Source organism: Stenotrophomonas sp. GD03654 (genome assembly GCF_029845105.1).
GTDB classification, from domain to species: domain Bacteria; phylum Pseudomonadota; class Gammaproteobacteria; order Xanthomonadales; family Xanthomonadaceae; genus Stenotrophomonas; species Stenotrophomonas africana.
Genome location: NZ_JAOCLC010000102.1, coordinates 1 through 11,698, shown reverse-complemented (window position 1 = coordinate 11,698; position 11,698 = coordinate 1). Strand labels below are relative to the sequence as shown.

Here is an 11,698-nt window from a genome sequence, read left to right as displayed (position 1 = left end):
TTGCTGTTGCTCCGGCTGTGGCTTCTGCAGGTGCAGGGTGCAACCCTGCCAAAAAACACACATAAAAAAACAGCAGGCCAAGGCCTGCTGTTTCGGTGTAATGGTGCGCCCGGAGAGATTCGAACTCCCGACCGCCTGGTTCGTAGCCAGGTACTCTATCCAACTGAGCTACGGGCGCCAATTACATAAACTTGTTTGTGCTGACTGTGTATGGTGCGCCCGGAGAGATTCGAACTCCCGACCGCCTGGTTCGTAGCCAGGTACTCTATCCAACTGAGCTACGGGCGCGCGGTACACAATGAAATTTTACTGCATTTCCAGCGGCGGATGCTGGAAACCTGTCGAGTGGTGCGCCCGGAGAGATTCGAACTCCCGACCGCCTGGTTCGTAGCCAGGTACTCTATCCAACTGAGCTACGGGCGCCCTGCGACAGGAGCGGAATTATGCGGATGTCGGCGCGTACCGTCAACAGTTTTGTGAAAATTTTCATCCAACTGAATGAAAAAGCTGTCAGCCACGGCATCAGGGGCCTTCAGCCACGCGAAATGATCGGCGCGGGTGCCCAGTTCCTGCGCGGACAGCACGCGCAGCTGCGCGTCCACATTCGGCAGCTTCGCCAGCAGCGTCTGCATCGATCCGGTGGGTGCCAACCAGTCGTGCTCCATCAGCACCGCCTGTGCGCTGCCATGCACGCGTGCCATCTGCGCGTCGAGGTCTTCATCCATGCCGGCCGCGGCGTAGTGGTTGTTCAGGCCCACGCGTGCCCAGTCGGCAATCAGTCCACGCGCTTCGGTGCCACCAAAGCCGAGGCGACGGCCATGCAGCACGCCCTGGCGCTGCGCGATCCACGGCAGGAAGCGGTAGACCAATGGCAGCAGCCAGCCACGCAGTGGCGGGAACCCGCGCCAGAACGGTGAGCCACTGGCGGCCAGCCACAGCCGGTTGAAGTCGTGCGGGTTGCGGCCGGCGTGCACACAGGCCAGCTGCCCACCGAGGCTGTGTCCACCGATGACCCAGGGCAGGGCACCGGCGTCGTCGTCCGCTGCGGCCAGTACCGCCTGGCTGCTCGGCAGATCCTGTTCGAGTACCTCGCGATAGCCCCAATCCTGCGTGCGTGACGGACGCAGCGAACTGCTGCCATTGCCTCGCCACTCATGCAGGTAGACCGCCACGCCCTTCGCCGCCAGCGCCAACGCCAGTGGCAGGTAGTGACGTGCGGCCACGCCCAGCGCAGGCAACCACAGCAGGCGCACGATGGGCTGTGCAGGCACGCAGGCGATCACTTCGTAGCGATGGCCATCAGCGCACTGCACGGCAAGGATGTCGGGTGTGAGGCTCATGCGTGTGGTGCCGCGCCGAAGTGATCCAGCACCAGCACCTCGCTGCGGCCGGGGGCATAGCCCTGCTGCAGGCCGCGTGCAACGTAGTCGATACCGGCTTCGCAGGCATTGGCCAGGCTCAAGCCGTTGCACAACTGCGCGGCGATGGCGGAGGCCAGCGTGCAGCCGGTGCCATGTGCGTCCAGCGGCAGGCGGGCATGGATGAACTCTTCGCTGCTCACGCCGTCGAAGTAGCGGTCGATCACGCGGTTGCCTTCATGCAGGTGGCCACCTTTCAGCAGCACCGCACCGGCCCCCAGGTCGAGCAGGGCGGAGGCGGCCTGTTCTGCGTCTTCACCGTTGCTGATCTTCCGGCCGACCAGCAGTTCCGCTTCCGGCGTATTGGGAGTGATCAGCGTGGCCAGCGGGATCAGGCGCTCACGCATGGCCTGCAATGCACTGTTTTCCAGCAGGCGTGCCCCACTGGTGGCGACCATCACCGGGTCCAGTACCACGTGCGGCGGGCGATGCTTTTCCAGTGCATCGGCGACGGCATGGATCACTTCGGCGTTGGCCAGCATGCCGAGTTTCACCGCATGGATGTCGAAGTCGTCGAAGCAGGCATCCAGCTGCGCGCGGAGGAACTCGATGGGGGGCACGTGCACGGCGATGACGCCGCGGGTGTTCTGCGCGGTCAGTGCAGCAATCGCCGAGAGGCCATGCACACGGTGCGCGGCGAAGGCCTTCAGGTCGGCCTGGATGCCGGCGCCACCGCCGGAGTCGGAGCCGGCGATGGTGAGGGCGGAAACGGGAGTGGTCGGGCTCATCAGTTGATTGTGCCGTGGTCCCGGAGGGGAAGGTAGATCCACGCCATGCGTGGATGTCCTTGATTCAATGCCGCCAACGCGCCCACTGCTGGTACAGCACATAACCCAGCCCGGTCAGGCCGGTCAGCAGGGCCGGGGCGAGCAGGGCGTCGTACTGCCAGCGCATGAACAACCAGGCGCCGATGATGCCGCCGGCGAGGAAGCCGCTGATGATCAGGCCGCTGAGGGTCAGCCGTCGAACCTGCAGCGGCAGTCCACGCAGCAGGTGGCCCAGGCCGATGCCGAGGTCGGTGAACATGCCGCTGAGGTGGGTGGTGCGCACCACCGCGCCACTGAAGGTGGTGGCCATCGCGTTCTGCAGGCCGCAGGCCATGGCGGCGGCCAGTGCGCCCCAGATCTGATGCTGTTCGAACAGCGGAATGGCCACCAGCAGCAGTGCCGATTCCAGCGCCAGCGCGACGCCGTAGCGGCGGCCCAGCTGCAATGCGCTGTCCTGGATCAGCAGGCCGCTGAGCATCGCGCCCAGCGAGAACGCGATCAACAGTCCCCATAGATGGCCGACTGCGCGCCAGTCGCCCTGGGCCAGCGCCATGCCCAGCTGGCTGGTGCTGCCGGTCATGTGGCTGACCGCCTGGTGCTCGAAACCGAGGAAGCCGACCACGTTGACCATCCCGGCCACGCACGAGAGCGCGACCGCGCCAATCCAGACCCAGGTGGGCAGGCGTATTCCCATCGGCGGGGCCCCTCAGGGCCCGCCGAAGCCGCCGTTGAACTGCAGCTCGCTGAAGGTGTTGCTGGCCGGGTCGAATACCGCGCCCCAGAACTGCGTGCCGCCGTCACAGACGCGGATCGCTTCCCGTGCCGGGTTGATGCCGCTGTCGTCGGGCAGATGGAAGGCGTTGATGTAGATCAGACGCTTGCCGGCGCTTTCGATGCCGACGTACTGGCGGTCGAAGTCCAGCACCTTCGGTACCTGTGATTCCAGCGACGACAGCTGCGCTTCCAGCTGGTCGATCTGCTGCCGGCTGGGTGCCCAGTAGCCGCTGACCCGCCCGGCCTCGCGGCCAGGACTGGGGCGCGAGCAGGTGTCGAGCACCTGCGCGGCGATGATCGGGCGGGTGACCACCCAGGACTGGCCGGTACGCTCGGCGGTCGGCACGCTGGCCGGGCCGCGCGTGGTGGTGCAGGCGCCGAGCACGGCTGCGAGGGTGATCGCAGCCGTGGGCAGCAGCAGGCGGGTGCAGCGGTTCACAACACCTCCGAAGCGTAATCGGCCAGGCGCGAGCGCTCGCCACGGCGCAGGGTGATGTGCGCGCTGTGCGGCCAGTTCTTGAAGCGATCCACCGCGTAGGTCAGGCCCGAGGTGGTCTCGGTCAGGTAGGGCGTGTCGATCTGCTCCACGTTGCCCAGGCAGACGATCTTGGTGCCGGGGCCGGCACGGGTGATCAGCGTCTTCATCTGCTTGGGGGTGAGGTTCTGCGCCTCGTCCAGGATCAGGTAGCGTGACAGGAAGGTGCGGCCGCGCATGAAGTTCATCGAGCGGATCTTGATGCGGCTGGCCAGCAGGTCGTTGGTGGCCTGGCGGCCCCAGGTGCCGCCTTCCTGATTGTGCGTGAGCACTTCCAGGTTGTCGGTCAGCGCGCCCATCCACGGCGTCATCTTCTCTTCCTCGGTGCCGGGCAGGAAGCCGATGTCCTCGCCGACGCTGACCGTGGCGCGGGTCATGATGATCTCGCGGTAGCGCTGCTGGTCCATCGTCTGCGCCAGGCCGGCAGCCAGCGCCAGCAGGGTCTTGCCGGTGCCGGCGGTGCCCAGCAGCGTGACGAAGTCGATCTCCGGGTCCATCAGTGCATTGAGCGCGAAGTTCTGCTCGCGGTTGCGGGCGCTGATGCCCCACACGGCGTGGCTGCCGTGGCGGAAATCATCGACCAGCGACAGCACCACCTTGCCGTCGCCGACCACGCGGCTGACGCGTAGCTCGACTTCGTCTTCGCCCGGCAGGTAGACGTACTGGTTCGGGTACCACTCCTCGCCATCCTGCGCGAGGATTTCGTAATGCGTGCGGCCCTTGTCGCTCCAGCTGCGCAGGTCGTCGCCGTGGCGCTTCCAGAAGTCTTCCGGCAGCTCGGTGGCGCCGGTGTAGAGCAGGCTGAAATCGTCCAGCGCGCGGTCATTCTCGTAGTCCTCGGACACGATGCCGGCGATGGCCGCCTTGATCCGCAGGTTGATGTCCTTGGAAACGAACACCACCGGCAGGTCCGGGGTTTCTTCCTTCAGCGCCAGGATCGCGCCGAGGATGGCATTGTCGGGAATGACCTTGCCAAAGCTCTTGCCCGCGTCGAAATGGCTGGTCTGGAAGCGCAGCTTGCCGGCGCTCTGCTTGCCGCGCAGCTGCAGGCCATTGGGGCGCTGCAGCGGAATGCCGTCGGCCAGGTTGTCCAGGCCGGATTCCTGCACCAGCTCATTGAGGAAGCGGCTCACCTGGCGGGCGTTGCGGCTCGCCTCGGAGGTGCCCTTCTTGCCGTTGTCCAGCTCCTCGATCACCTGCATGGGCAGGTAAACGTCGTGCTCCTCGAATTTGAACAGCGCGGTGGGATCGTGCATCAGCACATTGGTATCCAGCACGTAGATGCGCTTGCCTCGGGTCATCGTCGATTCCTGGTTACGGACAGGGAAAAACCACCACGGCCTGCTGCGGGGCAGGGTGATGGCAGACACAGTAGGCAGTGGGACTCACTTGGACTGGGAGGCCTTCAGTTCGGCGAGAACGGCATCGGCATGGCCGGCAACCTTGACCTTGCGCCAGGACTGCACGATGCGGCTGTCGGGGGAAATCAGGAAGGTGCTGCGTTCGATGCCACGTACCTGCTTGCCGTACATGTTCTTCATCTTGATCACGTCGAAGGCGCTGCACAGCGCTTCGTCGCCATCGCTGACCAGCGGGAAGTTGAAGCCCTGCTTGGCACAGAAGTTGTCGTGCGACTTCACCGAGTCGCGCGAGACACCGAGTACCACCGCGCCTGCCTTCTTGAACTTCGGCAGCAGTGCGTTGAAGTCGATGCCTTCGGTGGTGCAGCCGGGGGTGCTGTCCTTGGGATAGAAGTACAGCACCAGCCAGTGGCCGGCGTAGTCGCCGAGAGTGGCCTGTTCGCCACCGGACAGTGCCAGCGGCAGGGAGAGGGTGGTGCTGTCCAGGGTATCGCCGTTGTTCATGAGGTCCTTCTGTCGAGCCTGGGTTCTTTCTACGACAATTGCATGAAACGCCACGCGCCCGTGAGAGGCGCGCGAAGAATCAGAATTTCATCGGGTCCATGATCGCGTCCAGGTTCAGGTGGTCGCAGAATTCAAGGAAATCGTCGCGCAGCGCGGCGATGTGCATGTTGGCCGGCACGCCGATGGTGACCTGCGCGCTGAACATCTCCGCACCGGTCTGCATGGCGCGGTAGCGCGTGCTCTGCAGGTTCTCGATGGTGATGCCCTGGCGGTCGAAGAAATCGGCCAGCTGGAACAGGATGCCGGGCTTGTCGGCGGCGATCACTTCGACGATGTACGGCAGCAGGTTGGACTGCGCCTGCTTGGCGGCGGTGCGGTACCAGACCAGTTTCAGGCCCTCTTCGCGCTCCAGCCGGGTCAGCATCGCTTCCAGCTTGGCCACCGAGTCCCAGGAGCCGGTGGCCAGGGCGGTGACCGACACATCGCGGCCGACCGTGGCCAGGCGTGCGTCCACCAGATTGCAGCCGCTGTCGGCAATGCGGCGGGTGACGGACAGCAGGGGGGACTCCGGATGCGTCGTGTAGGCGTTGATCAGGAGGTGGTTTTCGCTCGGCGCGGGGCGCGGGGTGGTGTCGGTCAAGGCGATTCCGGGTAATGCATGCGTTAGTCTGAATGCCCGCCTGAGGCGGGGATCCACCGGTGTCCAGCATACTTGCCCGTGCTTTCGCGCCGCAAGTAACATTCAGGTCGCCCCCGGCCTTTCGTGGCGGGCGTTTTCCCTTCCCAGCCAAGAGCAGCACGTCCTTGTCCCTTTCCGGCCTCATCACCGCGCTGGCGACCCCGTTCCGGGCCGACGGTGCCCTCGATCCCGACGGTTGGCAGCGCCTGCTGCATCTGCAACTGGAAGGTGGCGTCCATGGCGTTGTCGTAGCCGGCTCGACCGGTGAAGCAGCGACCCTCACCGATGCCGAGTACGACCTGCTGCTGGCCAGCGCGGTCGAGCGCATCGGCGGCCGCATCCCGGTCATGGCCGGTACCGGCCTGTCGGGCACCGCCAAGACCATCGAACAGACCCGCCGTGCCGCCGCGCTTGGCGCCAGCCACGCGCTGGTGGTCACCCCGCCGTACGTGCGGCCGACCCAGGCCGGCCTGATCGCCCACTACCGCGCGGTTGCCGACCAGGGCGGGCTGCCGGTCGTGCTGTACAACGTGCCCGGCCGTACCGGGTGCGACATGCAGCCGGACACCGTGGCCGAACTGGCCAGCCACCCCAACATCGTCGGCATCAAGGAGGCGGTGGGCGACACTGGCCGGGTGCAGGCGCTGCTCGCACTGCGCAGCCCGCAGTTCGCCGTGCTCAGCGGCGACGACGGTACGGCCGCGCGTTCGATCCGGGCTGGTATCGACGGCCTGATCTCGGTCGGTTCCAACGTGCTGCCAGGTGCCTACCGCCGCATGTGCGAGCTGGCCGCCGCCCACGATCACGAGGCCACCGAGTCCTGGGATGCGCGCCTGCAGCCGTTCCATGAATTCTGCGGCGTTGAACCGAACCCGATCCCGGTCAAGGCGCTGCTGCGCCGTATCGGCATCGGCCACGACCTGCGCCTGCCGCTGCTGCCACTGTCGGCGCCGCACCACGCGGCCGCCGACCATCTTGCCGGCGACATCGCCGCCCTTGAAGCCCTTTCCAGCCACTGACCTTCCGTCTTGGTCTGACCCAGGAGATTCACATGCGTCAATCCGTTTCCACTGTCCGCGTGCTGTCCTACGCCCTGCTTGCGGTGGCCGTTGCCGCCGGCACCACCGGCTGCTTCAAGCGTGGCGTCAAGGGCGACTACGCCCTGGCCCCGGAAATGCGTCCGCTGGAAGTGCCGCCGGACCTGAACCTGCCGACCACCACCGGTGACAACAAGGTGCCGACGCTGGCGTCGGCGACCAAGCCGGCAGCCCCGGTGGCCGCGGCCCCGGCCGTGGGCAACACCGGTTTCACCATCGCCGGTGGCAAAGATGAAGCTTTCGCCAAGGTTGGTACCGCGCTGGAAGGCGTGGAAGGCGTGACCATCGCCAGCCGCGCGCAGCTGCTGGGCTCGTACGACGTGGCCTACGAAGGCAGCAACTTCCTGGTCCGCGTGGTCGCCGTCGATGCTGGCGCCTACATCTCCGCGGTCGATCCGCGTGGCCTGCCGGCCACCGCCGAAGCGCCGGTGAAGCTGATCGCCGCGCTGAAGGCGAAGCTGGCCCAGTAAGGGCCGGTCGGGTGGGTGCGGCCCAGGTCCGCACCCACCCGGGGAGAGGCCGATCTTGGTCGGCGCTTCTGTGCCAACCAAGGTTGGCACCTACCGGATCGCAAGGTTGGCATACCGGATCTTGCGGTTGGCGTTTACCGGAAAACAGAAAAGGGCGCCCGTGGGCGCCCTTTTCGTTACCGCTGCGGGCGCTTCTCAGCGCTCCAGCAGCTTCAGCTTGTCCGGCTTGCCGTCCCATTCGCCGGCGTCGGCGGGTGGGTCCTTGCGCACGGTCAGCACCGGCCACTCCTTCGCCAGCTCGGCGTTGAGGGCGACGAAGCTTTCCTGGCCGGCAGGAACATCGTCCTCCGGGAAGATCGCGTTGACCGGGCACTCCGGTTCGCAGAGGGTGCAGTCGATGCACTCATCCGGGTCGATCACCAGGAAGTTCGGGCCTTCGTGGAAGCAATCCACGGGGCACACTTCCACGCAATCGGTGTGTTTGCACTTGATGCAGTTTTCGGTGACGACAAAGGGCATGGGCTGGGGGTGGATCGATTCCTGAACCCGCCAATTCTAGAACAGGTTGGCCCCCGGTGTCGGCGCGGGACGGAAATCGGGCGTCTGGCAGGCGCGACCGTGGCGGTCATTGGCGGCGGGGTGAGGCCTGTGCGACGCTGCGGGTCAGCCGGCTGCGTCGGATGGCCGGACCCCTTCCCAGCAGGATCGTCCATGTCCCCAGCCCAACCCGACATCGCCTCCCATGGCGGTGAGAACACTGCATTCATCGTCCTGATCAGCTGCGTGGCCACCCTGGGTGGATTCCTGTTCGGCTTCGACAGTGGGGTCATCAATGGCACGGTCGATGGCCTGCGCCAGGCCTTCAACTCCAGCGAGGCGGCGCTCGGTTTCGAAGTCGCCTCGATGCTGCTGGGCTGCGCGATCGGTGCCTTCCTGGCCGGTTGGCTGGGAGATCGCCTGGGCCGTCGTGGCGTGCTGATCGCCTCGGCGCTGATGTTCCTGGTCTCGGCGCTGGGTGCCGGTGCCGCTCACGCCTCCTGGCTGTTCATTGCCGCACGCGTGCTCGGCGGTTTCGCGGTGGGCGCGGCCAGCGTGATGTCGCCGGCCTACATTGCCGAAGTGGCCTCGGCGCGCTATCGCGGGCGCTTGGCCACGGTGCAGCAGATGGCGATCATCTGCGGCCTGTTCGCAGCTTTCCTCAGCAATTACCTGCTGGCCCGTGCCGCCGGCGCGTCGACCGAGCCGCTATGGCTGGGCCATGAGGCCTGGCGCTGGATGTTCTGGATGCAGGCACTGCCGTCGGGGCTGTTCCTGCTGTTGTTGCTGGTGATTCCGGAAAGCCCGCGCTTCCTGGTCCTGAAGGGGCGTCAGCAGCAGGCGAGGGCGGTACTGTCGCGGCTGTACGGCGAGGCCTCAGCGGCGGCCAAGCAGGCCGAGATCGAAGCCAGTCTGGCCCAGGACCAGCACAAGCCGCGCTTCGGCGACCTGCGCAACAAGGCCACCGGCAGGCTGCGTCCGATCCTGTGGGTGGGCATCGGTCTGGCCATGTTCCAGCAGCTGGTCGGCATCAATGTGGTGTTCTACTACGGCGCAGTGCTGTGGCAGGCGGTGGGCTTCTCGGAAAGCGACGCACTGCTGATCAACGTGCTGTCCGGCGCGCTGAGCATCGGCGCCTGCCTGCTGACGGTGTTGTTGATCGACCGCATCGGGCGCAAGCCGTTGCTGTGGATCGGCTCGGTCGGCATGTCGGTGGCGCTGGTGTTGATGGTGGTTGCCTTCGCCAGTGGCAGCCTGGCCGACGGCCGACTGCAGTTGTCCGGCGGTATGGGCCGACTGGCGCTGGTCGCGGCCAATGTCTACGTGGTGTTCTTCAACATGTCCTGGGGCCCGGTGATGTGGGTGATGCTGGGCGAGATGTTCCCCAACCAGATCCGCGGCCCGGCGTTGGCCGTTGCCGGCGCGGCGCAGTGGACATCGAATTTCGCGATCACCGTGACCTTCCCGATGCTGCTGGCCGGCATCGGCCTGGCCGGTGCCTATGGCATCTATACGGTTGCCGCCATGCTCTCGATCTTCTTCGTGGTCCGCTACGTGCGCGAGACCAAAGGCAAGGAGCTGGAGCAGATGGAAGGCTGACGGCGACTGGCTTCGGTTGCGTTCCGTTGGCGCCTGCTTGTCCAGAGTGTGAGGGGGCAGGCCGCCCTCTCCAGGACACGCAAGAGCCCATCCATGGTGCTCGATGGCGCCATCCATGGCGCCAACGGTCCTGGAGAGGGCGGCCTGCCCCCTCCTGACAGTTTCATGGTGCGTGCGGATGCGGCGAAGCGCTGGTCGGTTGTTGCCGCAGCTGGCGGGAAACCGTCCAGAGTCGGTGGGGTCACCCAGGGCAGGACCGTTGGCGCCAAGGATGGTGCCATCGAGCCCCCATGGATGGGTTCACGGCGTGTCCTGCCCTGGGTGACCCCACCGGCTCGAGCCGATTGCAGGGAGGCGCCAAAGCGACCAACCCGACCGCAATCACTGCAATCCCGGAAAACAGAAAAGCCCGCACAAGGCGGGCTTTTTCGGTTCCTGCTGCGGCGACTGGCGCTCCCTAGGGGACTCGAACCCCTGTTTTAGCCTTGAGAGGGCCACGTCCTAACCACTAGACGAAGGGAGCGTAACTGTGTCGCTGCCGAGGCAGGAGCGCTAGTATATGCACCTCGATGCCATTGGGCAATCCCGAAACTTCAACCGGAAGCGCCAACATCATTTCCTCTGCTACATCACCGTTCAGCCTGCGCGTCATCCCGCGCGACCAGCACACGATCTCCCGCAAGGACATCAGCCCGAACGCCCTGCGCGTGCTTTATCGCCTGCGCGATGCAGGCTTCGGCGCCTATCTTGTCGGCGGCGCGGTGCGCGACCTGCTGGTCAATGGCCAACCCAAGGATTTCGACGTGGCTACCGACGCCACGCCCGAACAGGTCAAGCAGCTGTTCCGCAACTGCCGCCTGATCGGCCGCCGCTTCCGCCTCGCCCACGTTGTGTTCGGCCGCGAGATCATCGAAGTCGCCACCTTCCGCGCCAACAGCGATGACGGCAGCGGTGACCGCGAGATGGAAAACGGCATGCTCGTGCGCGACAACGTGTACGGCACCATCGAAGACGACGCCATCCGCCGCGATTTCACCTGCAACGCCCTGTACTACGCCATCGAGGACTTCTCGGTACGTGACTACACCGGCGGCTTCGAAGACGTGCAGGCGCGCCTGATGAAGCTCATCGGCGACCCGGTGCAGCGCTACCAGGAAGACCCGGTGCGCATGCTGCGTGCGGTGCGCCTGGCGGCCAAGCTCGGCTTCCAGATCGAAGAGGGCACCGCCGCGCCGATCCCGCACCTGGCCGGCCTGCTCAACGAAGCGGCGCCGGCACGCCTGTTCGAGGAAGTGCTGAAGCTGTTCCTGTCCGGGCACGGCGTGGCCAGCTTCGAAGGCCTGGAGCGCTACGGCCTGCTCGACGTGCTGTTCCCGGAAAGCGCCAAGGCGCTGAAGTCCAACCGCACTGGCGCGCTGCGCCGCATGCTGGTCGAGGGTCTGGCCAACACCGATGCGCGCGTGGCCAACGACGAGCCGGTCTCGCCGGCGTTCCTGTTCGCGCTGCTGCTGTGGCCGGCGTTCTGCCGCGCGCAGGCGACCCTGCTCAAGCAGGGCGTGGCACCGGAGGAAGCGCAGCGCCGTGCCGCCGACCGCGTCACCGTGCAGCAGCTGAGCACCATCGCGCTGCCGCGCCGTTTCTCGATGCCGATGCAGGAGATCTGGCTGCTGCAGTCGCGTTTCGGCTCACGCCAGCGCAAGCGCGTATTCCGCACCCTGACCCATCCGCGTTTCCGTGCTGCATTCGACTTCCTCAGCCTGCGTCAGGTGGCCTCGGCCGAGCACGCCGCCGATGTCGAGTTCTGGCGCGAGGCACAGGCGCAGTCCGGCCGCGAGCTGGAATCGTCGCTGGACGTGATGCACAGCGAAGAGGGTGATGACGAGAGCGGGGCACCGCGCAAGCGCCGCCGTCGCCGCCGTCGTCCGGGCGCCTCGGCCGGTGCGGCTGGCGAGTAAAC

Annotated in this window: 12 protein-coding genes and 4 tRNA genes; 4 read left to right on the top strand and 12 right to left on the bottom strand. The window is 66.1% G+C overall.

Annotated features, from left to right (window positions below; all coding sequences use genetic code 11):
- Positions 1–101: 101 nt before the first annotated feature.
- The 10 genes from N5J73_RS22780 to N5J73_RS22735 form a co-directional block, all read right to left on the bottom strand.
- Positions 102–178, bottom strand: a tRNA-Arg gene (locus tag N5J73_RS22780).
- Positions 179–211: 33 nt separating this feature from the next.
- Positions 212–288, bottom strand: a tRNA-Arg gene (locus tag N5J73_RS22775).
- A 58-nt stretch (positions 289–346) separates the two neighbouring features.
- Positions 347–423 (bottom strand) — tRNA-Arg (locus tag N5J73_RS22770).
- Positions 414–1,340 (bottom strand): alpha/beta fold hydrolase, encoded by a 927-nt coding sequence (locus N5J73_RS22765; RefSeq protein ID WP_049445321.1) that lies wholly within the window; start codon positions 1,338–1,340, stop codon positions 414–416. Before N5J73_RS22765 ends, N5J73_RS22770 begins: the two co-directional genes overlap by 10 nt.
- Positions 1,337–2,146: a bifunctional hydroxymethylpyrimidine kinase/phosphomethylpyrimidine kinase gene (thiD, locus tag N5J73_RS22760; RefSeq protein WP_049445318.1), complete on the bottom strand. Its 810-nt coding sequence runs from the start codon at positions 2,144–2,146 to the stop codon at positions 1,337–1,339. Before thiD ends, N5J73_RS22765 begins: the two co-directional genes overlap by 4 nt.
- A gap of 64 nt (positions 2,147–2,210) precedes the next feature.
- On the bottom strand, positions 2,211–2,879 hold the full coding sequence (locus tag N5J73_RS22755) for a YoaK family protein (protein ID WP_049445314.1): 669 nt from the start codon (positions 2,877–2,879) through the stop codon (positions 2,211–2,213).
- Positions 2,880–2,891: 12 nt separating this feature from the next.
- A complete protein-coding gene (locus N5J73_RS22750) occupies positions 2,892–3,398 on the bottom strand; it encodes a hypothetical protein (protein WP_049445311.1) in 507 nt (168 codons plus the stop codon).
- Positions 3,395–4,795 (bottom strand): PhoH family protein, encoded by a 1,401-nt coding sequence (locus N5J73_RS22745; protein ID WP_010484287.1) that lies wholly within the window; start codon positions 4,793–4,795, stop codon positions 3,395–3,397. The genes N5J73_RS22750 and N5J73_RS22745 overlap by 4 nt, the downstream gene beginning before the upstream one ends.
- 84 nt (positions 4,796–4,879) lie before the next feature.
- Positions 4,880–5,359, bottom strand: coding sequence for a peroxiredoxin (locus tag N5J73_RS22740; protein WP_049445310.1), 480 nt, complete (start codon positions 5,357–5,359; stop codon positions 4,880–4,882).
- A gap of 79 nt (positions 5,360–5,438) precedes the next feature.
- On the bottom strand, positions 5,439–5,999 hold the full coding sequence (locus tag N5J73_RS22735) for a glycine cleavage system protein R (protein WP_005409051.1): 561 nt from the start codon (positions 5,997–5,999) through the stop codon (positions 5,439–5,441).
- A gap of 164 nt (positions 6,000–6,163) precedes the next feature.
- Between N5J73_RS22735 and dapA the strand changes: the two genes are divergently transcribed.
- The gene (gene dapA / locus N5J73_RS22730) at positions 6,164–7,057 is read left to right on the top strand and encodes a 4-hydroxy-tetrahydrodipicolinate synthase (RefSeq protein WP_049445307.1); all 894 of its coding nucleotides are present in this window, start codon (positions 6,164–6,166) and stop codon (positions 7,055–7,057) included.
- A gap of 32 nt (positions 7,058–7,089) precedes the next feature.
- Entirely contained in the window at positions 7,090–7,605 is a 516-nt protein-coding gene (locus N5J73_RS22725; RefSeq protein WP_049410369.1) for a hypothetical protein, read from the top strand.
- 195 nt (positions 7,606–7,800) lie between these two features.
- Here N5J73_RS22725 and fdxA read toward each other — a convergent pair whose 3' ends face one another.
- A complete protein-coding gene (gene fdxA / locus N5J73_RS22720) occupies positions 7,801–8,124 on the bottom strand; it encodes a ferredoxin FdxA (RefSeq protein ID WP_004153066.1) in 324 nt (107 codons plus the stop codon).
- A 192-nt stretch (positions 8,125–8,316) separates the two neighbouring features.
- On the opposite strand from fdxA, the gene N5J73_RS22715 reads away from it, so the two are divergent.
- Entirely contained in the window at positions 8,317–9,741 is a 1,425-nt protein-coding gene (locus N5J73_RS22715; protein ID WP_049445304.1) for a sugar porter family MFS transporter, read from the top strand.
- A 448-nt stretch (positions 9,742–10,189) separates the two neighbouring features.
- On the opposite strand, the gene N5J73_RS22710 is transcribed toward N5J73_RS22715, so the two are convergent.
- Positions 10,190–10,264 (bottom strand) — tRNA-Glu (locus N5J73_RS22710).
- Positions 10,265–10,316: 52 nt separating this feature from the next.
- Here N5J73_RS22710 and pcnB point away from each other — a divergent pair.
- On the top strand, positions 10,317–11,696 hold the full coding sequence (gene pcnB / locus N5J73_RS22705) for a polynucleotide adenylyltransferase PcnB (protein WP_049445323.1): 1,380 nt from the start codon (positions 10,317–10,319) through the stop codon (positions 11,694–11,696).
- The last annotated feature ends 2 nt before the right edge of the window (positions 11,697–11,698 follow it).

Bases quoted from the DNA above. Each gene is read 5' to 3' on its own strand.
- N5J73_RS22765 (WP_049445321.1), bottom strand. From the start codon at position 1,340: ATGAGCCTCACACCCGACATCCTTGCCGTGCAGTGCGCTGATGGCCAT.
- thiD (WP_049445318.1), bottom strand. From the start codon at position 2,146: ATGAGCCCGACCACTCCCGTTTCCGCCCTCACCATCGCCGGCTCCGAC.
- N5J73_RS22755 (WP_049445314.1), bottom strand. From the start codon at position 2,879: ATGGGAATACGCCTGCCCACCTGGGTCTGGATTGGCGCGGTCGCGCTC.
- N5J73_RS22745 (WP_010484287.1), bottom strand. From the start codon at position 4,795: ATGACCCGAGGCAAGCGCATCTACGTGCTGGATACCAATGTGCTGATG.
- N5J73_RS22740 (WP_049445310.1), bottom strand. From the start codon at position 5,359: ATGAACAACGGCGATACCCTGGACAGCACCACCCTCTCCCTGCCGCTG.
- N5J73_RS22725 (WP_049410369.1), top strand. From the start codon at position 7,090: ATGCGTCAATCCGTTTCCACTGTCCGCGTGCTGTCCTACGCCCTGCTT.
- fdxA (WP_004153066.1), bottom strand. From the start codon at position 8,124: ATGCCCTTTGTCGTCACCGAAAACTGCATCAAGTGCAAACACACCGAT.
- N5J73_RS22715 (WP_049445304.1), top strand. From the start codon at position 8,317: ATGTCCCCAGCCCAACCCGACATCGCCTCCCATGGCGGTGAGAACACT.